Annotated in this window: 22 protein-coding genes; 12 read left to right on the forward strand and 10 right to left on the reverse strand. The window is 67.7% G+C overall.

From position 1 onward, the window contains the following. The first annotated feature begins 19 nt into the window (after positions 1 to 19). From WKW77_RS12870 to WKW77_RS12885, 4 genes are all read left to right on the forward strand, one after another. Complete coding sequence (locus WKW77_RS12870; protein WP_340357239.1) at positions 20 to 784, forward strand: basic amino acid ABC transporter substrate-binding protein; 765 nt, start codon at positions 20 to 22, stop codon at positions 782 to 784. 79 nt (positions 785 to 863) lie between these two features. After that, positions 864 to 1631 carry an amino acid ABC transporter permease gene (locus WKW77_RS12875; RefSeq protein ID WP_340357240.1) on the forward strand — a complete coding sequence of 256 codons (768 nt, stop codon included), beginning with the start codon at positions 864 to 866 and terminating at the stop codon, positions 1629 to 1631. Between the two features lie 40 nt (positions 1632 to 1671). Continuing rightward, entirely contained in the window at positions 1672 to 3300 is a 1629-nt protein-coding gene (locus tag WKW77_RS12880; RefSeq protein WP_340357566.1) for an MFS transporter, read from the forward strand. 79 nt (positions 3301 to 3379) lie between these two features. Beyond that, positions 3380 to 4492, forward strand: a complete 1113-nt coding sequence (locus WKW77_RS12885) for an SGNH/GDSL hydrolase family protein (RefSeq protein WP_340357241.1) — start codon at positions 3380 to 3382, stop codon at positions 4490 to 4492. Between the two features lie 4 nt (positions 4493 to 4496). Here the strand turns inward: WKW77_RS12885 and WKW77_RS12890 are convergent, their stop codons facing one another. The 7 genes from WKW77_RS12890 to WKW77_RS12920 all read right to left on the reverse strand — a co-directional run bounded on the left by WKW77_RS12890 (position 4497) and on the right by WKW77_RS12920 (position 11049). Continuing rightward, positions 4497 to 4826: a cytochrome C oxidase subunit IV family protein gene (locus WKW77_RS12890; protein WP_340357242.1), complete on the reverse strand. Its 330-nt coding sequence runs from the start codon at positions 4824 to 4826 to the stop codon at positions 4497 to 4499. Positions 4827 to 4834: 8 nt separating this feature from the next. After that, the gene (locus WKW77_RS12895) at positions 4835 to 5536 is read right to left on the reverse strand and encodes a heme-copper oxidase subunit III family protein (protein ID WP_340357243.1); all 702 of its coding nucleotides are present in this window, start codon (positions 5534 to 5536) and stop codon (positions 4835 to 4837) included. Between the two features lie 16 nt (positions 5537 to 5552). Then, on the reverse strand, positions 5553 to 6173 hold the full coding sequence (locus tag WKW77_RS12900; RefSeq protein WP_340357244.1) for a cytochrome c oxidase subunit 3: 621 nt from the start codon (positions 6171 to 6173) through the stop codon (positions 5553 to 5555). Further along, the gene (locus tag WKW77_RS12905; protein WP_340357245.1) at positions 6170 to 7948 is read right to left on the reverse strand and encodes a cytochrome c oxidase subunit I; all 1779 of its coding nucleotides are present in this window, start codon (positions 7946 to 7948) and stop codon (positions 6170 to 6172) included. The genes WKW77_RS12900 and WKW77_RS12905 overlap by 4 nt, the downstream gene beginning before the upstream one ends. After that, a complete protein-coding gene (locus tag WKW77_RS12910; protein WP_340357246.1) occupies positions 7945 to 9105 on the reverse strand; it encodes a cytochrome c oxidase subunit II in 1161 nt (386 codons plus the stop codon). The genes WKW77_RS12905 and WKW77_RS12910 overlap by 4 nt, the downstream gene beginning before the upstream one ends. A 48-nt stretch (positions 9106 to 9153) precedes the next feature. Continuing rightward, positions 9154 to 9669 (reverse strand): DUF1269 domain-containing protein, encoded by a 516-nt coding sequence (locus WKW77_RS12915; RefSeq protein WP_340357247.1) that lies wholly within the window; start codon positions 9667 to 9669, stop codon positions 9154 to 9156. Between the two features lie 87 nt (positions 9670 to 9756). After that, complete coding sequence (locus WKW77_RS12920) at positions 9757 to 11049, reverse strand: NAD(P)/FAD-dependent oxidoreductase (RefSeq protein WP_340357248.1); 1293 nt, start codon at positions 11047 to 11049, stop codon at positions 9757 to 9759. Here WKW77_RS12920 and WKW77_RS12925 point away from each other — a divergent pair. The 8 genes from WKW77_RS12925 (at position 11048) to WKW77_RS12960 (ending at position 18430) form a co-directional block, all read left to right on the forward strand. After that, positions 11048 to 11581, forward strand: coding sequence for an SRPBCC family protein (locus WKW77_RS12925; protein ID WP_340357249.1), 534 nt, complete (start codon positions 11048 to 11050; stop codon positions 11579 to 11581). The two genes, WKW77_RS12920 and WKW77_RS12925, sit on opposite strands and share 2 nt — an antisense overlap. Before the next feature lie 142 nt (positions 11582 to 11723). Next, positions 11724 to 12545: a creatininase family protein gene (locus tag WKW77_RS12930; protein ID WP_340357250.1), complete on the forward strand. Its 822-nt coding sequence runs from the start codon at positions 11724 to 11726 to the stop codon at positions 12543 to 12545. After that, on the forward strand, positions 12542 to 13342 hold the full coding sequence (locus WKW77_RS12935; protein WP_340357251.1) for an ABC transporter ATP-binding protein: 801 nt from the start codon (positions 12542 to 12544) through the stop codon (positions 13340 to 13342). Before WKW77_RS12930 ends, WKW77_RS12935 begins: the two co-directional genes overlap by 4 nt. Continuing rightward, positions 13320 to 14201 carry an ABC transporter permease gene (locus WKW77_RS12940; RefSeq protein ID WP_340357252.1) on the forward strand — a complete coding sequence of 294 codons (882 nt, stop codon included), beginning with the start codon at positions 13320 to 13322 and terminating at the stop codon, positions 14199 to 14201. The genes WKW77_RS12935 and WKW77_RS12940 overlap by 23 nt, the downstream gene beginning before the upstream one ends. 1 nt (position 14202) lies before the next feature. Continuing rightward, positions 14203 to 15594: an FAD-binding oxidoreductase gene (locus WKW77_RS12945; protein WP_340357253.1), complete on the forward strand. Its 1392-nt coding sequence runs from the start codon at positions 14203 to 14205 to the stop codon at positions 15592 to 15594. Between the two features lie 124 nt (positions 15595 to 15718). Beyond that, positions 15719 to 16738, forward strand: a complete 1020-nt coding sequence (locus tag WKW77_RS12950) for an ABC transporter substrate-binding protein (RefSeq protein WP_340357254.1) — start codon at positions 15719 to 15721, stop codon at positions 16736 to 16738. 14 nt (positions 16739 to 16752) lie between these two features. Continuing rightward, positions 16753 to 17718 carry a PDR/VanB family oxidoreductase gene (locus WKW77_RS12955; RefSeq protein ID WP_340357255.1) on the forward strand — a complete coding sequence of 322 codons (966 nt, stop codon included), beginning with the start codon at positions 16753 to 16755 and terminating at the stop codon, positions 17716 to 17718. Between the two features lie 37 nt (positions 17719 to 17755). Then, complete coding sequence (locus tag WKW77_RS12960; RefSeq protein ID WP_340357256.1) at positions 17756 to 18430, forward strand: TetR family transcriptional regulator C-terminal domain-containing protein; 675 nt, start codon at positions 17756 to 17758, stop codon at positions 18428 to 18430. An 18-nt stretch (positions 18431 to 18448) separates the two neighbouring features. Here WKW77_RS12960 and WKW77_RS12965 read toward each other — a convergent pair whose 3' ends face one another. The 3 genes from WKW77_RS12965 to otnI are packed head-to-tail and all read right to left on the reverse strand — an operon-like array spanning position 18449 to position 20915. After that, a complete protein-coding gene (locus tag WKW77_RS12965; protein ID WP_340357257.1) occupies positions 18449 to 18907 on the reverse strand; it encodes a RidA family protein in 459 nt (152 codons plus the stop codon). Further along, on the reverse strand, positions 18904 to 20094 hold the full coding sequence (locus tag WKW77_RS12970; RefSeq protein WP_340357258.1) for an amidohydrolase family protein: 1191 nt from the start codon (positions 20092 to 20094) through the stop codon (positions 18904 to 18906). Before WKW77_RS12970 ends, WKW77_RS12965 begins: the two co-directional genes overlap by 4 nt. Beyond that, the gene (gene otnI, locus WKW77_RS12975; RefSeq protein ID WP_340357259.1) at positions 20091 to 20915 is read right to left on the reverse strand and encodes a 2-oxo-tetronate isomerase; all 825 of its coding nucleotides are present in this window, start codon (positions 20913 to 20915) and stop codon (positions 20091 to 20093) included. Before otnI ends, WKW77_RS12970 begins: the two co-directional genes overlap by 4 nt. Positions 20916 to 20955: the final 40 nt, after the last annotated feature.

Raw genomic sequence — 20955 nt, forward strand, 5'->3', positions numbered from 1 at the left:
TCCCGACAAAAGGCACCCGATGAATCGATTCCGCCGCACCCTCCTGCTTTCGCTCGGTCTGCTGGGTGCCTCGCTGACGCTCGGCGCCCACGCGCAGAGCCGCGAACTCACCGTGGCTTCCAGCGCCACCTATGCGCCCTTCGCCTTCGAGAACAAGGACAAGCAGATCGTCGGCTTCGACATCGACATCATCAACGCCATCGCGAAGCAGCAGGGCTTCAAGATCAAGCTGGTGAACACGCCCTGGAGCGGCATCTTCGCCGCGCTCAACAACGGCGACGTCGACCTGATCATCTCGGGTGTCACGATCAACGAGAAGCGCAAGCAGAGCTACGATTTCTCCCCGCCCTATTTCGCCGCGAAGCAGCTGATCGCGGTGCCCAAGAGCAGCAGCGTCACGTCGCTGAAGGACCTCGCCGGCAAGAAGATCGCGGTGGTCAACGCGTCGACCGCCGACGACGTGGTCTCCCGCGAGTTCGGCAAGACCAACCCGAACCTGCGCCGCTTCGAGAGCACGCCGCTGATCATTTCCGAACTGGCCGGGGGCGGCGTCGATGCCGCGGTGGGCGACAACGGCGTGATCGCCTATCGTGTGGCGCAGAACCCCGAGCTCAAGACAGTGGACGACAAGTCGTTCCCGGAAGAGGCATTCGGCATCGTCGTGAAGAAGGGCGACAAGGCCCTCCAGGACAAGCTCGCGGCCGGCCTGGCGGCGATCCGCGCCGACGGCACCTACGCGACGATCTACAAGAAGTGGTTCGACAAGGACCCGGGCGCCAGGTAGCCGGCTTTCCGCACCGACAAATCACACACGGCCGCTCACCGCGGCCGTTTCTCGTTGACCGCTGAGGAGGGGAAGTTCGATGGAGCCCATCGTCTGGTTTGGCTGGTTTCGGGTCGACATCCTGCTCGAATACAAAAGCCTGTTCATCGAAGGCGCCTGGATGACGCTGCGCATGACGGTGGTCTGCGTGCTGCTGGGCGCGACCTGGGGCCTGTGCCTCGCGCTGGCGCGCCTGGCCCGGCCCACGCACGCGCCCTGGAGCTGGATGGCGCGCTTCTTCCTGCGCTGGCCGTCGACGGTCTATGTGAGCTTCTTTCGCGGCACGCCGCTGTTCGTGCAGATCCTGCTGATCCATTTCGCGGTGATGCCCCTGTTCATTCATCCGACCTCGGGCCTGATCGTGACCGGCGATCTGGCGCGCGAGCTGAAGCAGGAACACGGCGCGCTGATCTCGGGCATCGTGGCGCTCACCCTGAACTCGGCCGCTTATATCTCCGAGGTATTTCGCGCCGGCATCCAGTCGATCTCGCGGGGACAGGTCGATGCCGGCCGGTCGCTCGGCTTCACCCATGCGCAGGTGATGCGCTATGTGGTGCTGCCACAGGCATTCCGCCGCATGCTGCCGCCGCTGGGCAACAATGCGATCGCACTGCTCAAGGACACCTCGCTGGTGTCGGCAATCGGCTTGGCCGAACTGGCGTATGCGGCCCGCACCGTGGCCGGCGCCTATAGCCGCTACTGGGAGCCGTACCTCGCCATCTCCGTGATCTACTGGCTGATGACGCTGGCGCTCACGACGATGCTGCGCCGGCTCGAACACCGGCTCGCGCGCAGCGACCGCGGCTGAGACCACCTGGAGCGGGCGCGGGTTGACCAAGACGAAAGACATGCCACCGATCACGCCCGAAGAGACCCCCGTCACGCTGCGCCCGAGCCTCACGGCTCGCGTCGGCCCTCTCGAACCGCTCAAGCTCCCCGTGTTCCGCATGCTGTGGAGCACCTGGCTCATCGCCAACATCTGCATGTGGATGAACGACGTGGCGGCGGCGTGGATGATGACCTCGCTCACGACTTCGCCCATGTGGGTGGCGCTGGTGCAGTCGGCGTCGACCCTGCCGGTGTTCCTGCTCGGCCTGCCGAGCGGCGCGCTGGCCGACATCCTCGACCGGCGGCGCTGGCTCGTTGCCACGCAGTTCTGGCTGGCGGCCACGGCCATCGTGCTGTGCGCCACGGTGGTGCTCGACGCGATGAGCGCGCCGCTGCTGCTGGCGCTGACTTTTGCCAACGGCATCGGTCTGGCGATGCGTTGGCCGGTGTTCTCGGCGATCGTGCCCGAGCTGGTGCCGCGCACGCACCTGCCGGCAGCGCTGGGCCTGAACGGCATCGCGATGAATGCGTCGCGCATCATCGGGCCGCTGCTGGCGGGCACGCTGATCGCGAGCGCGGGCACGGTCTGGGTGTTCGGGCTCAACGCGGTGATGTGCGTCGCGTCGGGTTTCGTGGTGATGCACTGGCGGCGCGAGCACACGCCCAATCCGCTCGGGCGCGAGAAGCTGATCAGCGCGATGCGCGTGGGCGTGCAGTTCGTGCGCCAGTCGCAACGCATGCGCGCGGTGCTCACGCGGGTGGCGATCTTCTTCCTGCATTCCACGGCCTTGCTCGCGCTGCTGCCGCTCCTGGCGCGCAATCTGCAGGGCGGCGGCGCAGGCACCTTCACGCTGCTGCTCGCGGCCATGGGCTCGGGCGCCATCGTGGCGGTGCTGTTCCTGCCCCGGCTGCGCCAGGCGATGGTGCGCGACCAGCTCGTGATTCGCGGAACGATGCTGCAGTCCGCGTCGACCGCGGTGATGGCGGCCGCGCCCAACGCCTGGGTCGCCGTGCCGGCGATGTTCTTCGGCGGCATGGCCTGGATCACCGTCGCGAATTCGCTCTCGGTCTCGGCCCAGCTCGCGCTGCCCGACTGGGTCCGCGCGCGCGGCATGTCGATGTACCAGATGGCGATCATGGGCGCGAGCGCGCTGGGGGCGGCGTTCTGGGGACAGGTCGCGGAGATGACGTCTCTTTATGTCAGCCTGGGCATCGCGGCGGTGAGCGGCACCCTGGCGATGCTGGCGGCGCTGCGGTGGGTCACCGACGGCATGGGCGAGGAAGACGACACCAGCCCCGCGACTCAAGGCTGGGCCGCGGGCCCGCCCAAGAGCCCGCCCGAGGAGGAAGGCCGGGTCGTGATCACCGTCGAATACCTGATCGACCCCGCCCGCGCCGCCGCCTTCCGGCTGGTGATGCACGAGACGCGCCGCGCACGGCTGAGCCAGGGCGCGATCGCCTGGGATCTGCTGCACGACATCGCCGAACCGAACCGCTATGTCGAGCAGATCACCGACGAGTCGTGGACCGAGCACCTGCGGCGCTTCCATCGCGCCACGGCGGCGGACATGGCGCTGCGCGAACGCCGGCTGACGTTCCATCAGGGCGAATCGCTGCCGGTCGTGACGCGCTACGTCGTGCACCGCTGAAGGCTCGATCCCGGCGCGCGGTCGACCCCGGGAGCCGGGTGGCGGCATCGCATGGCTCATTCCGTCAGAATCCGCGAGCATGAGCCCACGCCTTTTCAGCTTCCTTCTGGTCTGTGCCGCCGCGGCGGTTGTGGTCGCGGCCTTCGCAACAGCCCTCGCATGGTCCGACGGCGCTCCGCCCGGCGCGACGAAGCCCGCGGTCCGGCCTGGAACGATCCCGATCGCGGTGCTCGGCGATTCCAACAGCCACTCGTACCAGGACCGCGTGGCCTTTCCGCTGGGAAGCCACGAGCGCGGGGGCGCGCTGCGCGATCAGACCTTCCAGTGGACCGAGGTGCTCGCCCGGATGCGCGGCAACGAACTCGACTTCGGCCCCTGGGTGCACTGGGGACGCCCGTGGTGGTCGGCCTGGGTGCGCGACAAGGTGGGACTGCTGCCGTCGCGCACGCCGATCAAGGAGGACTACCTCTACAACTTCGCGAACTCCGGCGGCGCCTGCAAGAACCTCATGGGCGACGGGCTCGGCTTCCGCTACCCGCAGGTGCCGCGCCTGCTTTCGTTGATGAAGCAGCAGCCCGAGCGGTGGCAGAACGGCGTGGTCGTGATCTACATCGGCGCGAACGACTGGAATCCCTACCTGGACCTGATGGCGCGCGAGCCCGAAGCGCCCGAACTGCACCGCGTGATCGACTACTGCACGCAGCAGATCGGCCGCGCCATCGAGGCGATTCATGCCTCGCACCCCTCGGTGCGCATCCTGCTCGCCGGCATCACCAACCAGGGCGATGACCCGGCCCTGCAAGACAAGTACCGCGACGCCACCTCGCCGTCCAACATCCGCCGGGCACTCGCCGGTGCGAACGCCGCCTTACGCAGGATCGCCGAGGCCGATCCGCAACGGATCGCCTTCTTCGACGCCAACGCCTGGGCCGTGGAACGCTGGGGCATCCGCGGCCCCCATGGCGAGCCGGACTTCAAGTCCGTCCGCCTCGGCCACCTGACCGTGACCCACACGATGGGCGACGCGCCCTCCAACACCATGCTCGTCGACGACCATCCCGGCTTCGGCTGGAACGTGCTCTGGGCGCAATCGATCCTCGCGCGCCTTCGCGAGGCCTTCGGCCTGCCGCTGACGCCGATCAGCGACGACGAGGCGGCGCGCTTCGTCGACGCGACCGCCGCCAAGCCGTAGCCGGCTACTTGAAGAACAGCAGCCGCGTCAGGAAGGTGTGGCCGGCCTCCGCGAACATGAGCCCGACGAGCACCAGCAGCGCCAGGGGCGGCACCAGGATCGCGTAGACCAGCGACAACCGCTCCCACGCCATGTGCATGAAGACCGAGACGATCAGCCCCGCCTTCAGCAGCATGAAGAGGACGATCAGCGACCAGCGCAGCAGCCCCTGGAAGTGGAAGTAGTCGACCAGGTACGACATCGTGCTGAGCACGAAGAGCAGCCCCCAGATCTTGAGATAGAGGCTGATCGGATGTTGCTGGCCGGTGCCGCTGGATGTGCCGGATGGATTCATGGTCGACCTCACCAGAGATAGAACAGCGCGAAGATGAACACCCACACCAGGTCCACGAAGTGCCAGTACAGGCCCGCGATCTCGACGATCTGATAGTTGCCGCTCCTGTCGTAGTCGCCGCGCACCAGCTTGAACGCCACCGTGAGAAGGTAGACCACGCCCGCCGAAACATGCAGCCCGTGGAAGCCGGTGATCATGAAGAAGGCCGAGCCGAACTGCGCCGCGCCCATCGGGTTGGCCCAGGGCCGTACGCCTTCGTGGAGGATGAGCTTGGACCACTCGAAGGCCTGCATGCCGACGAAGATTTCGCCGCAGGTGGCGGTGACGATCATCAGCGTGGCCGCGTTGATCTTGTCGCGGCGATAGGCGCAGTTGACCGCCATCGCCATCGTGCCGCTGCTGCTGATGAGGACGAAGGTCATGATCGCGATCAGCAGGAGCGGCACGTCCGCGCCGCCCACATTCAGCCCGAACACCTCGCTCGGATTCGGCCAGTTCGCGGTGGTCGACACGCGCACCGTCATGTAGCCGATGAGGAAGCAGCTGAAGATGAAGGTGTCGCTCAGGAGGAAGATCCACATCATCGCCTTGCCCCACGAGACGTGGAAGGCGCGACGATCGGACGACCAGTCGGCGACCAGGCCGCGCAGCCCTTCGAGGGCGGCGCTGCCCGCAGTGGCGTGATGGGGTGCAGCGGTCACGGTGCTCATGGCGGCCCTTTCACATTCAGACGGCGCCGCAGACGAAGCGCGCCACCTCCGGCGTGACCCATGCGAGCAGGGCGAACAGCGCCAGCCACACCGCCAGCATGAAATGCCAGTAGCGTGCGCAAAGCGCGATGCGCCAGCCGCCATCGATCGTCTCGCGCCGGAAGGTGCGCATCACCCAGGCCCAGGCGATCAGTCCGCCGGCCACGTGCAGCCCGTGCATCGCGGTCAACAGATAGAAGAAGCTGCCGGCCGGGTTGCCCGCAGGCATCACCTGGGCATTCAGCAGCGCGTTCCAGGCCCAGAGCTGCGCGCACAGGAATGCGATCGCGCAAAGACCGCCCACGAGCAGCAGCCTGCGCGTGCGCAGGGCATCCGCGCGGCGCGCGGCCGCGCTCGCGCGTTGCAGGGTCATGCTGCCGGCGACGAGCAGCGCCGTGCTGGTCCAGAGCTGCCACGGCAGCGCGAGCGTCACCGCATCGCTGCTGTTCATGCGCATCAGGTAGGCCGTCGCGAAGAGCGAGAACAGCGCGGTGACCACGCCCATGAAGACCCACAGCCCGATGCTCGCGGCGCCTGCCCGGGCCACGCCGGGACCGGTGCCGGCGTCGATGCGCGGGGCGATCCATGCCGCGGTCATGCCGGCACCCCATGGGCCTCGCCCTTGCCATGCGGCTCGGGCTCCACCCCGCCCGCCTCCGGCGGCGCGTTCTGCGGAATGAAGTCGTCCTTGGCGCCCGGCGTTCCGTAGGCGTAGGCCCAGCGGTAGACCACCGGCAGCCGCGGCCCCCAGTTGCCGTGCGGCGGCGGCGTCGTGGCCGTCTGCCATTCGAGCGATGCGGACTTCCATGGATTGGCAATCGCCGGCCGGCCGCGCCACAGGCTCCATGCGAGGTTGAAGATGAAGATGAACTGCGCGGCGCCGACGATGAGCGCGACCACCGTGATGAACTCGTTCAGCTCGAACGCCGATTGCGGAATGAACTTGTAGCCGTCGAAGTTGTAGTAGCGCCTGGGCATGCCGAGCACGCCCAGGTAGTGCATCGGGAAGTAGATCAGGTAGGTGCCGAGGAAGGTGATCCAGAAATGCAGGTGGCCGAGCCGGTCGTCCAGCATGCGGCCGCTGACCTTCGGATACCAGTGGTAGATGCCGCCGAACACCACCAGCAGCGGCGCCACGCCCATCACCATGTGGAAGTGCGCGACCACGAAATAGGTGCCCGACAGCGGAATGTCCACGCTCACGTTGCCGAGGAAGAGCCCCGTCAGCCCGCCGATCGCGAAGGTGCAGACGAAGGCGAGCGCGAACAGCATCGGCACCGACAGATGGATGTCGCCGCGCCAGAGCGTGAGCAGCCAGTTGTAGACCTTGATCGCGGTCGGCACCGCGATGATCAAGGTCGTCGTCGCGAAGAAGAAGCCGAAGTAAGGATTCGTGCCGGCGACGAACATGTGGTGCGCCCACACGACCACGCTGAGCCCGCCGATCGCGACGATGGCCCACACCATCATCCGGTAGCCGAAGATGCACTTGCGCGCATGCACGCTGATCAGGTCGGAGACGATGCCGAAGGCCGGCAGCGCCACGATGTAGACCTCCGGATGGCCGAAGAACCAGAACAGGTGCTGGAACAGAAGCGGGCTGCCGCCCTTGTAGTTCGTGACCTGCCCCATCGACACCAGCGCCGGCATGAAGAAGCTGGTGCCCAGCGTGCGGTCGAGCAGCAGCATCACGCCGCTGACGAACAGCGCCGGGAAGCCCAGCAGCGCGAGGATGGTCGCCACGAAGATGCCCCAGACCGTGAGCGGCATCCGCATCAGCGTCATGCCCTGGCAGCGCGCCTGCAGCACCGTGGTCACGTAGTTCAGGCCGCCCATCGTGGTCGCGACGATGAAGATGACGAGCGACACCAGCATCAGCTGGATGCCGCCTTCGTAGCCCGGCGTGCCGGGCAGGATCGATTGCGGCGGGTAGAGCGTCCAGCCTGCGCCGGTCGGCCCGCTACCGACGAAGAAGCTCGCCATCAGCACCAGCACCGAGAGCAGGTACACCCAGAAGCTCAGCATGTTGAGGTAGGGGAACACCATGTCCCGCGCGCCCACCATCAGCGGAATGAGGTAGTTGCCGAAGCCCCCGAGGAAGAGCGCGGTGAGCAGGTAGATCACCATGATCATTCCGTGCATCGTCACGAACTGGTAGTAGCGCTCGGGATTGATGAACTCGAAGTGGCCCGGGAAGCCGAGCTGCAGCCGCATCAGGTTCGACAGCACGAGACCGACCACGCCGACCGCGATCGCGGTGCAGGCGTACTGCACCGCGATCACCTTGTGGTCCTGGCTCCAGACGTAGCGCGTCAGGAAGGTCCTGGGCTCGTGCTGATGCCCGCTGTCGTCGTCTTCATCGTGCGGATTCATCGCTGTGCCTTCTGTTCGGTGGCGGCCTGCGCGGGTGCGCTGCCGAGACTCTGGATGTAGGCCACCAGCGCATCCAGCTCTTCCTTGCTCAGGTCCATCTTCGGCATGACCGGCGGGAAGCCCTTCACCCGCCGCGCCATCGGATCGGTGATGAAGCTGCGCAGGTACGCCTCGTCCACCAGCGCCCGCGAGCCGTCTTCCATGGTCTCGGTCTTGCCGAACAGGCCCTTCCAGGTGGGCCCGACGCGCGGAGTGCCGTCGACGGTGTGACAGGCCACGCAGCCCTTCGATTCGGAAAGCGCGCGCCCTTGTTCGATGCGCGCACCCGCGCCGGCGGCGCCTTCGGCCGACGGCGCGGGCGTGGCCTTGACCTGGGTCTTCGCAAATGTCGGCAACGCCGCCTGCCAGGCCTGGAAGGCCGCCGCGTCCTCCACCACGACGAAACCGCGCATGTTCGGATGCCCCACGCCGCACAGCTGCGCGCACAGCGCCTCGTAGCGCCCCTCGACCGTCGGCGTGAACCAGAAGCGGCTGATCTGCCCCGGCACGCTGTTCATCCGCGCGCGGAAGGGCGGCACATAGAAGTCGTGCAGCACGTCGTGCGAGCGGATCAGCACCAGCACCGGCTTGCCGAGCGGCAGGTGCACTTCGTTGGAAACCACGAGCAGATCGTCCTGCCCCGCCGGATCGCCCGGGTCGATCCCGAAGGGATTGCCGCCCGTGACGAAGCGCGCATCGGTCGCGCCGAGCTTGCCGTCCGCGCCCGGGAAGCGGTAGTGCCACTGCCATTGCTGCCCGAGCACTTCCAGCACCATCGCATCCGGCGGCGACTTCACGAAGTTCGCATAGACCAGCAGCCCCGGCGCGAGCAGCGCGGCGATGCCGACGGAGGTGCCGATGATCAACCAGCGCTCGAGCTTGCGGTTCTCCGGCTCAAGTCGCGCGCGCCGGCCTTCGCGATGGCGGTAGCGAATCAGCGCAAAGACGACGAAGAGGTTGATCGCGACGAAGAAGACGCCGGTGATGACCAGCGTGATCGTCAGCGTGTCGTCCATCGACTTCCAGTTGGAAGCGAGCGGCGTGGTCCACCACGGACTGACGAGGTGGAACAGGACGGAGCCGACCACGATGACGATGAGGACGATGGCCATGACCATGGGCGGTTCCTTGTCTCGTCATCGCCATCGTGTGGTGGTCCGCGGCGTTCAGCGAAACGCCGGGACCTGCTGCGCTTCGCCCTCGAACAGGGCCTCGGGATGAGTCGTGCGCAGCAGCGCCTCGATCTGCTCGGCGCGCGCACGCGGCGGATCGACCATCAGCAGGATCCATCCCCGGTCCATCGCTCCTTCGAAGCGCTGCACGCCGGGGCTCGGAATCGAGATGCCGATCATGCTGGCCGACCAGGCGCCGACCACGCCGCCCATCCCGCCCAGCACCACAGCCAGTTCCCATTCGGGCTCGTCGCCCAAGACGGGGAAGTTGAGGCCCGCGATCAGCCCGAGGATCATTCCGCAGGCGCTGCCGATGGCCCAACCCGTCTTCGCCGCGTGGACGAGGTCCGAGGTCTGCCAGACATTCGCCGCGTGAAGGCCAGCCATGTCCGTGCCTTCCGAAGCGGCGAAATGAATGTGCGCAACGTCGACGCGCGCCTGCACGAGATCGTGCATCGCGCGCCTGGCGCTCGCCAGGTCCGGCATCAGCCAGTAAATGCGTCTGCGCATCGCACCCTCCTTTCCGTCTTGCGACGAATAAGGAACCATGACGACTTATATGCCCATGGGGCGCGTTGATCAAGTCGAACCGCCGGGTCAGCTCAACGGCAGCAGCAGCCGGAGGACGCCGCCTGCGGTGACGAGGCGGCCGGGGTCATGGGTCTCCTCGAGCACGCCGCTCAAACGCTTCACCAGGCTCGGGCTGCGCCGAGCGCGCCACACGAGGAGGTCGGCGAGCCAGGGGTGGTCGTTGATGCGGTTCGCCAACTCGTAGGCCGCGAAGCGCGGCTTCAGCGAATCCAGCGCGGCCTCGTAGCGTGCGCCGACCTGCGCTTCCGCGCCGGCGTCATGCCCCAGGGCGATCGCCTGTGCGGCGAGCATGCCGGTTTCCAGCGCCTTGCCGATGCCCTCGCCAGTGAACTGGTAGGTGCTGCCGGCCGCCTCGCCCGCGACCAGCAGCCCGGGGCGTGACCAGCGCGCGCCTTCGAGAGAACAGCGCAGCGGCGCGCCCTTGAACGGGCCGAGCGGCTCGCCGCCTTCCAACAGCTCGCGCGCGGGCGCATGAATGCGCTTGAAGGCATCGAAGAGGTCGCGCAGGTTCACGTCGCCGTCGTGCGTCACGCCGACGCCGATGTTGAAGACGCCGGCGGCACACGGAAAGATCCAGCCGTAGCCGCGCCGCAGCGCGCGATGCCACACCACTTCGAGGCCGTTGCCGCGCGCCGCCATCGCCTCGTGCCTGACGTAGCCGCGCAGCGCGATGCCGCTTGGCGCCTTGCGCGTGCACAGGCCAGCCGCCGTCAGCGGGCCCGATGCGGCGCCGGTGGCGAGAACGGTCCAGTGCGCCGCGACCGACTGCGAAATACCGCCCGGCAATGCGAGCCGCGCGCCGGCCACACGTCCGTCGGCATCGACGAGGGGGGCCTCGAACTTCGCCGGCGCGAGCCAGCGTGCACCCGCGGCGAGCGCCGCCCGCCGAAGAATCTCGTCCAACTCGCGGCGGGGCAGCACCGCCAGCCGCGCCGGCACCTCGACCCGCCCGCCGCTCGGCCCCACGCAGCCGACCTGCGCCGACGCGCGGGCGCGCGCGAGCACTTCGCCCTGCACGCCGAGGCGCTCGAGCGCGCGGTGCGCATCCGGGATCAAGCCATCGCCGCAGACCTTGTCGCGCGGGAACTCGTGCTGATCGGCGAGCACGACATCGAGCCCCGCGCGCGCCAGCATCTGCGCGCAGGCGCTGCCGGCCGGCCCCGCGCCGATCACGAGCACGTCGCACGCGGACAATGAAGGCATCTGCGGGTTCGACATCGCGGGTTCCAGTGAGAGGTCGCCGATATTACGGCCGGCTTCGCGCACGCGCCGCTCCCGCAGGGAAGGAGGGCCTGCCATGAGCCGCGTATCGAAACTGATCGCCTCGTCCGCGCTGACGCTGGTCGTCGTCGCGGTGGCGCTGTTCGTGCCGATGGACTTCGGCAAGACGCGGATCGTCTCCGAGGCCGACATCGCGAGACCGCCGGCCGATGTCTACGCCTACGTCACCACCCCGGGCCACTGGCCGGAGTGGCATCCGTCGTCGCTCGCGGTGCGCGGCGCCGTGGACCATTCGCTCGCGGTCGGCGAATCGGTGGAGGAGGACTTCAGCGTCGCCGGCCGCACCGGCCGGGTGACCTGGCGCGTGACTGCCCGCGAACCCGATCGCTACTGGCGCATCGCCGGCACGATCGGGGGCCGGGAAGCCGGCACCGTCAGCTACACGCTCACGCCCACTGCCGGCGGAACGCACTTCCTGCGCGAGTTCGAATATGGCGCGCCGAACCTGCTGTTCGCGTTGCTCGACCGCGTGCGCATCCGGAATCAGGTCGATGAGGAATCGCGCATCGCGGTGCGCCGGCTCAAGCAGCGTCTGGAGGCGCCAATTTGACCGAACGGTCACTTAAACCTCCCATCCTGCCGCGCAATTACCCTTCGTTTCATCATCGGAAGCATCACATCGGGAAAACGATAAGAGTCCTTTTTTGACCAAATGGATAATTTAGACACCTTCACGATGAACGAGGTGTTCGATGAGCTCCACCCGACCGCGCAGCCGCTTCTGGTCCGACCTGACCAGCGAAGAGTTTTCCCGCCTCGATCGCTCCCGGCTCATCGCCGTGCTGCCGGTCGGCGCCACCGAGCAGCACGGCCCGCACCTGCCGATGTCCACCGACACCGCCACCATCGACGGCATGGTGCAGGCCACCGTTCCGCACCTGCCGGACGATCTTCCGGTGCTCTTCCTGCCCACGGTGCCCTACGGCAAGAGCAACGAGCATTCGCGCTACCCGGGCACGCTGACCGTCTCCGCCACCACCCTGATCTCGCTGTGGACCGACATCGGCGCCAGCGTGGCGAAGGCCGGCGTGCGCAAGCTGGTGCTCTACAACAGCCACGGCGGGCAGATGTCGGTGATGGACATCGTCGCGCGCGACCTGCGCGAAGCGCACGGAATGATGGTGGTGGCCGCCAACTGGTACACCCTGGGCCTGCCCGAAGGCCTCTTCACCGCGCACGAAGGCAAGCACGGCGTGCATGCCGGCGATCTCGAAAGCTCGGTGATGCTGCACCTCACGCCCGACCACGTGCGGCCCGAGAACTTCCGCAACTTCCACTCGATGACGGAAGACCTCGCGAAGGAAAACAGGTACCTCTCGATCACGCCCAGCGGCAAGCTCGGCTGGCAGATGCACGACATCAACCCGGCGGGCGCTGCCGGCGACGCCACCCGCGCAGCCGCGGTGAAGGGCAAGGCGGTGCTCGATCACGTGGGCGAGCGCTTCGTCGAACTGCTGCGCGAGGTCGACCGCTTCCCTCTCGAACGTCTCGACAACGAGCCGGCCTGGTCATGAACGACACCCCATCCTCCACGCAGCAGCTGGTCAGCCTGCGCAACGTCAGCAAGCGCTTCGCCAACGGCACGCTGGCGCTGCAGGGCATGACGCTCGACTGCGGCGAACACGACTTCATCAGCTTCCTCGGCCCCTCGGGCTGCGGCAAGAGCACCGCGCTGCGCCTGATCGCCGGCCTCACGCGCATCAGTTCGGGCGAAGTGAGGTGGTCGAAGACCGCCGCCGCATCGTCCGGGATCGACCGCGAACTCGGCTTCGTCTTCCAGGAGCCGACGCTCATGCCCTGGGCGCGGGTGTTCGACAACGTCTGGCTGCCGCTCAAGCTCGCCGGCGTCGGGCGCGACGCGGCCGAGCCGGTCGTCTCGCAGGCGCTCGAAATGGTGGGGCTCTCGCGCTTCGCCAACGTCTATCCGCGCGAGCTGTCGGGCGGGATGAAGATGCGCGTGTCGATCGCGCGCGCGCTGGTCACCCGGCCGCGCCTGCTGCTGATGGACGAGCCCTTCGCCGCGCTCGACGAGATGACGCGCATCAAGCTCAACAACGATCTGCTGGCGATCTGGCGCGAGCATCGCTTCTCGATCATCTTCGTCACGCACAGCGTCTACGAATCGGTCTACCTGTCCAACCGCATCGTCGTGATGGCGCCGCGGCCGGGCCGCGTGATCGAGGAGATCCGCATCGACGAGCCCTACCCGCGCGGCGAAGCCTTCCGCACCTCCAGCCGCTACAACGCGCACTGCACCGCGGTGTCGCAGTCCTTGCACGGAGCCCTCCATGGCGTCGACATCGATCACTGACAACCCGGCGCTCGCCGACGTGCAGGCCGCGCCTTCGGCCGCCGACCTGCAGGCGCGCGACGACCGCATCCGCCGCCGCGAATCGCTGCTGCGCATCGCGGTGCCCACCATCGTCATTGCGGGCCTGCTGCTCTTGTGGGAAGTGCTGGTGCGCGTGAACAACGTGCCGCACTACATCATTCCCGCGCCCTCGCTGATCCTCACCACGCTCGTGGACAACTGGGACACGCTCTCGGGCGCGCTGTGGTTCACCGTCAAGCTCACCCTGCTCGCGCTGGTGGCGGCGATCGTCGGCGGCGTGCTGCTCGCGATCGCGTTCGCGCTTTTCAAGTGGGTGGAGATCGGGCTGTTCCCGATCGCGGTGATCCTGCAGGTGACGCCGATCATCGCGATCGCGCCGCTGATCCTGATCTACGTGTCGAGCACCACCGCCGCGCTGCTGCTGTGCGCGTGGATCGTGGCCTTCTTCCCGATCCTGTCGAACACGGTGATCGGCCTGAAGAGCGCCGACAGCAACCTGCGCGACCTGTTCCAGCTCTACAGGGCCTCGCCGTGGCAGCTGTTCCGCCACCTGCTGGTGCCGAGCGCGCTGCCGTACTTCATGGCCGGGCTGAAGATCGCCGGCGGGCTGAGCCTGATCGGCGCGGTGGTCGCCGAGTTCACCGCCGGCACCGCGGGGCGCGAGACGGGCCTCGCATCGCGCATCCTCGAGTCGAGCTTCCGCACCGAGATCCCGATGATGTTCGCGGCGCTGCTGCTGGTGTCTCTGCTGGGCATCGTGATCTTCCTGGTCTTCGCGGCCCTTTCCCGCGCGGTGCTCGGCCACTGGCACGAGAGCGAAATGAAGAGGGAGCGGTGACATGAGCGCACGCCTGATGGAGCGCCCCGCCGCGCCGGAGGTCGACTGGTCGGCCGTCGCGCAGGACCTGCATGGCCTCAACGTCATCGTCTCGCCGGGGCAGCGCAAGCAGCTGTCCAAGGACTTCTACTGGTACAGCCCGATCCTCACGGAACGGCTCGCCGGCTGCGTAGCCGATCTCGTCGTCAAGGTCTCGACCGAGGACGACGTGCGGCAGGCCGCCGCGGTGGCGGCGAAGTGGAAGCTGCCGATCACCGTGCGCGCGGGCGGCACCGGCAACTACGGCCAGTGCGTGCCGCTCGAAGGCGGCCTGGTGCTCGACGTGACGCAGATGAGCCGCGTGCTCGAGATCGCCGACGGCCGCGTGCGCGTGCAGGCCGGCGCGCGCATGCACGACATCGAACTGGCCGTCGCCGAGACCGGGCAGGCACTGCGCATGTGGCCGTCGACCTGGCACGTCGCGTCGATCGGCGGCTTCATCGCAGGCGGCTTCGGCGGCATCGGCTCGATCCGGCACGGCATCCTGCGCGACACGGGCAACCTGCTGCGCGCACGCGTGATGACGGTGGAGCGCGAGCCCCGCATCATCGAGTTGCAGGGCGACGAGATCCAGCAGGTGCATCACGCCTACGGCACCAACGGCGTCATCACCGAGGTGGAAGTGGCGTTGAGCCCCGCCGTGGAGTGGGTCCATTGCATCGCGCTCTTCGACACCTATCGCGGCGTGCTGGACTTCGGCGTCGCCGCGAGCACGCCGTCCCTGGAACTCTTCCTCCTGTCGGCCGTCGATGCGCGGTTCTCGCCGTATTACGCGATGCTCGGCTCGCACTTTCCGCGGGACAAGCATGCGATGTTCGCGATGGTGGCGCCGGATTCGATGGATCGGTTCCGCGCGCTCGTGGCCGCGCACGGCGGCAGCATCTCGCTCGCAGGCACCGAGGCCCAGCTCCACGCCGCCGGCCTGCCGCCCGCCTACGAGTGCGCCTACAACCACACCACGCTGCAGGCGCTGAAGGTCGATCGCACCTGGACCTACCTGCAGGTGGCGTATGCGCAACCTTTCGACCCCGCGGTGGTGGACCGCCACATCGCGATCTTCGGCGACGACGTGTTGCAGCACCACGAGTTCGCGCGCGCGGGCGGCGAATACGGCACCTTCGCGATCCTGCTCGTGCGCTGGAAAGGCGAGGCGCACCAGTACGAGGTGATGCGCGAGATCGAGTCGCAGGGGGGCTGCCAGATCTTCAACCCGCATGTCGTGACCATCGAGGACGGCGGCATGAAGACCATCGACACGCAGCAGATCGAATTCAAGAAACGCAGCGACCCGATGGGCCTGATGAACCCCGGCAAGACGCGCGGCTGGAAACCCGAGATGGCCAGAAGTACATGAGCCCACCGGCTTGCCACTTCGTGTGCTTCTCCACCCCCCGAGGGGGAGGCTCGGCCGCCTTGGGGCGGCCCGGCGGCGGCCGATGATCCCCTGAACCACTCACAGAGACAACCAAGGAACCACCATGCACTTCGCACCGAACTTCATCGCACGCGGCCTGGTCGCCGCGCTCATCGCCGGCAGCGCCGCCGCCGCGTTCGCGCAGGACAAGGTCGTGCTCGCCACCAACTGGCGCGCACAACCGGGCCACGGCGGCTTCTACCAGGCGCTGGCCGACGGCACCTACAAGAAGTACGGGCTCGACGTCGACATCCAGCAGGGCGGCCCGCAGGTCAACAACCGTCCGATGCTGCCGGCGGGCAAGGTCGACTTCCTGATGACCGGCAACATGCTGATGGCCTTCGACAATATCAAGCAGAAGGTGCCGACGGTCGTGGTCGCGGCCTACTTCCAGAAGGACCCGCAGGCCATCATCGCCCACCCGGGCCAGGGCTTCGACACCTTCGCGGACCTCGCCAAGGCCAAGACGGTGCTGCTCGCGAAGGACGGCCAGATCAGCTACTGGCAGTGGATGAAGAAGGCCTACGGCATGCGCGACGAGCAGGTGCGCCCGTACAACTACAGCCTGTCGCAGTTCCTCGCCGACAAGCAGGCGGTGCAGCAGGCCTATGCGACCTCCGAGCCGCTCGCGGTGGAAAAGCAGGCGGGCTTCAAGCCGGTCGTGCTGTCGCTCGCCGATGCGGGCTGGTCGACCTACGGCATGGTGATCGAGACGCGTCAGGACCTCGTGAAGAACAAGGCCGACATGGTCCGCCGCTTCGTCGAGGCCTCGAACATCGGCTACTACAACTACCTGTACGGCGACCGCAACGCGGCCGACGAGATGATCAAGAAGATCAATCCCGACATCACCGACGAGTACATCGAGAAGTCGATCCCGATCCTGCGCGCGCACATCGACGTCGGCGACGCCACCACCAAGGGCATCGGCGCGATGAGCGACGAGCGCATGAAGGACTTCTACGACAAGAGCGTCTCGGCCGGCCTCTACAGGCCGACGGATTTCAACTATCGCGACGCCTACACCACGCAGTTCGTCAACAAGGGCACGGGCGTCGAGCTGCGCAAGGCGGCCGCCAGGTAAGGAAAGCCGCGAACATGGTCGAGCGCACCCTCACCGTGCAGGTCGCGCGCATCGCGCGCCAGACGCCGGAGATCCTGTCCTTCGAGCTCGCGCATCCGATGGGCCGCCGGCTGCCGGGCTACCGGGCCGGCGCGCACATCGACGTGCACATGCCCGGCGGGTTCACCCGGCAGTACTCGCTGGCGCGCGACGCCGGCGCCGAGGACGGTGCCTCGTCGTACCTGATCGGCGTCAAGCGCGAGCCGGCGAGCCGCGGCGGATCGCACTCGATGCACATGCGAGTGCGCGAGGGCGACCTGCTGCCGGTCAGCACGCCGCGCAACACCTTCCCGATCCGCGAGGAGGCCAGGCACCACATCCTGCTCGCGGGCGGCATCGGCATGACGCCACTGCTTGCGATGGCACAGGCGCTGACGCGCGCGGGGGCGGATTTCCAGCTCTACCTCTTCGTGCGCAGCGAGGAGCACCTCGCGTTCGCCGACGCGCTGCGCGATCCCGCCATCGCATCGCACCTGCGCGTGCACTTCGACGATGGCGATGCGTCGCGCAAGATCAACCTGCGCCAGCTGCTGGCGGCGCGCAAGCCCGGCACGCACCTCTACGTCTGCGGGCCCGCGGGCTTCATGCAGGCGGTGCGGCACGCCGCTGCGCATTGGCCCGACGACGCGGTGCACACCGAGTACTTCGCCGCGCCGGCCGATGCCGCCGGCGGCACCGGCAAGCCGTTCGTGCTGCAGCTCAGGCGCCGCGGCATCACGGTGCCGGTCGCCGGCGACCAGACCGCGGTCGATGCGCTGCATGCCTTCGGCATCGACGTGCCCGTCTCCTGCGAGCAGGGCCTGTGCGGCACCTGCGTGGTCGACGCGGACGGCGAGGACGCCGAGCATCGCGACTTCTGCCTCACCCGCGGCGAACGCGTGAAGAAAGTCGCGCTTTGTTGTTCGCGCGCAAAGGGCGATGCGCTCGCGATCGATCTGTGACCTCTGTCGGTGACCGCTCTGGCACCATGCATTCCCGATGAGCACCGCACGCAGCAGCGCCCCGCAGAAATCCGTCGAAGACGGCCCCGAGACCCCGGCCACGCGTGGCCGCGCGCGCAAGTACACGCAGGTGCTCGCGGTGATCTACCAGGCGGCGGTGGAGGTGTTCGCGAACGACGGGCTGGCAGGCGCCTCCACGCAGGCGATCGCCGACAAGGCGGGCCTGTCGAAGGCGCAGCTTCACTACTACATCGAGAGCAAGGAAGCGCTGTACCGGCAGATCCTGCAGGACATCATCAACGACTGGATCGGCGTCTTCGGCTTCAGCGACGAGGCCTTCGGGCCGCGCAAGGTGCTCGCCGACCTCGTCCATCGCAAGATGATGTTCTCCTTCGAGCACCCGCTGCGCTCTCGCATCTTCACGGCCGAGATGATGCGCGGCGCGCCGGTGCTCAGGGAGATGATGGGGACGAGCAAGCAGCGCACCGAGCAGGCGGTGGCGGTGATCCAGAACTGGATCAACCAGGGACTGATGGGGCCGGTCGATCCGATGCTGTTTCTCTTCCACCTGTGGGCGGTGACGCAGTTCTATGCGGACCACGCGACGCAGGTCGCGTACTTCCGCAACACCGCCGAGGGCGACGACAAGGACCGGCGCTACCTGATCGAGCAGGTGACCGACTTCCTGCTCAAGGGTGCATCGGTCCGCTGAAGCCGGTGCTTCAGTGGTTCAGTGCTGCGGCAGGTACATCGTCGCCTCCACCTCGACGAGCACCTCGTCACCCGGCAGGAAGCGCGACACCTCGACCACCGTGCTCACCGGCGGCTCGCCCGGATAGAACAGGCCGCGCACGCGGTTGTAGGGCGCGTAGTTGGGCAGATGCGTGAAGTACTGCACCAGCTTCACCACGTCGTCCATCGTGCCGCCGTGCTCGGCGGCGATCTGCCGGATGCGCTCGAGCACGAACCAGCTCTGCGCGACGATGGGCGCTTCGAAGATGTCCACCGACATCTGGCCGGTCGCGTAGCCCAGCGGCCGCAGCGCTTCGCGCGCGGCTTCGGGAATGTCGTCGTAGCTCGCGACCGCGCGGCGCGTGGCCGGATCGACCGCGACCACGCCGCTCATGAAGACGAAGTCCCCCACGCGCTTGGCGGCCGCGTAGTTGGCCATCGGTTTGCCCATGCTCATTCGGTGTTCTCCACGATGCGGCCCGCACGGATGACGGTGCGGCGCCGTCCGCGCGGGTCCAGAAGTTCATATTCGTCGGCGGCCGCCAGCAGCACGAGGTCCGCCGGGCATCCGGGTGCGATGCGGCCGTCCCAGGCGAGGCGCAGCGCCTTCGCGGGGCTCACCGTGATCGCGTCGAGCCAATCCGATGCAGGCGCGAGGTGCGCCATCTGCACGCCGAGCCCGAAGGTCTCGACCAGGTCGTAGCTGCCGTAGGGATAGAAGGCGTCCTGCACGTTGTCGGTCGCGAGGCTGGCGCGCACGCCCAGCGATGCGGCCTCGCGGATGCGCGTGATGCCGCGCTGCAGCGGCGTGCGGTCCCAAGCCCCCTGCAGGTAGAGGTTGGTGGTCGGCAGCGCGACCAGATGGATGCCGGCCTCTGCGCACAACCCCAGCGTGTCGCGCGCCGCCGCATCGTCCTGAACCGACAGCGAGCACGCATGCCCGCAGGTCACGCGCCCGATCAGGCCGCGCGCGATCGCGAGCTGCGCGATAGTGCGCAGCCCGGTCGCTTGCACATCCAGGCCTTCGTCGACGTGAAAGTCGAGCGCGAGCCCGTGCTCCTGCGCGAGATCGAACGCGCGCCCCAGCTTGTGGACGATGCCTTCGTTGCGATAGACGAACGCGCCGAGCACACCATGAGCGCGCTTCACGGTGCGCGCGATGCGCGCGCCGGCCTCGGCGTCGGCGAACAGGTCGAGCGGCGTCAGCGCCACGAACTGGAGCTCGACGCGGTCGCGCCATGCTTCGCGCAGTTCCTCGAACACGGCGAGCGATGCCGGCGCGCCCGCCTCGCCCCAGTCGAGATGCGTGCGCAGCGCGCGTGTGCCCGAGCGCCAGGCGTCGCCCAGCGCGCGCGTCATTCGGATGCGCAGCGCATCGGCGGTCCAGCCGGCGCGATGCGCTGCCATGCGTCCGATGGCTGCGAAGAGATCGCCTTGTGCCGCGCCGACTTCGCGAACGGTGTAGTTCTTGTCGATATGCGCGTGCGCATCGACCAGGCCGCTGAGCAGCGTGCCGCGCGCCGCCCTCGCCGAGGGCTCGATCGACTGGACCACGCCGCCATCGATCGACACATCGAACACGTCGGCGCTTCCCGCCGCGAAGGCGCGCAGCCGCGGGGGAATGCGTACCGCCTCCAGTCTCATGCGCCCGCCGTGCGCGGCAGCGCTCGCAGCCAGCCGAGTCCGTCGCTGGTGCCGTTCGCGACCGCGCCCCGCCGGGGCCGGTACTCGCAGCCGACCCAGCCCTGCCAGCCGCATTGCGCCGACACCTCGTCGATGACGTCGAAGAGATACGGGTAGTTCATCTCCCCGACATCGGGTTCGTGCCGTTCGGGCACGCCGGCGATCTGGAAGTGGCCGACGCGGCCAGTGGGCAGGTACTTGCGGATCTTCATCGCCACGTCGCCCTCGACGATCTGGCAGTGGTAAAGGTCCATCTGCACCTGCACGTTGAGCGCGCCGATGGCTTCGACGATCTCGTGCGCATGGTCCTGCCGGTTGAGGAAGAAGCGCGGGATGTCGCGCGTGTTGATCGGCTCCAGCAGCAGGTCGCGCCCGGCCTTGGCGGCCTCGACAGCGGCCCAGTGCAGATTGTCGAGGTAGGTCGGCTGCACGGATTCGCGCTCCGTGTTCTCGGGCACGAGCCCTGCCATGACGTGGATGCGCGGGCACGAGAGCGCGACCGCGTAGTCGATGGCCTTCAGGAGCCCTTCGCGGAATTCGGCTTCGCGCCCCGGCACGCAGGTCAGCCCGCGATCGCCACGATCCCAGTCGCCGGGCGGGGCGTTGAAAAGCACCTGCTGAAGACCATTCGCCGACAGCCGCGCGGCGAGTTCGCGGGGGTCGTAGGCATAGGGGAAGAGATATTCGACGGCCTTGAATCCATCCCTTGCGGCGGCTTCGAAGCGATCGAGAAAGTCCAGCTCCGGATAGAGCATCGACAGATTGGCGGCGAATCGGGGCATCAACAACTCCACGAAATTTCAAACGGCATTCCCAACCCAG

The organism is Variovorax ureilyticus, from assembly GCF_037889935.1.
Classification (GTDB): Bacteria; Pseudomonadota; Gammaproteobacteria; order Burkholderiales; family Burkholderiaceae_C; genus Variovorax; species Variovorax ureilyticus.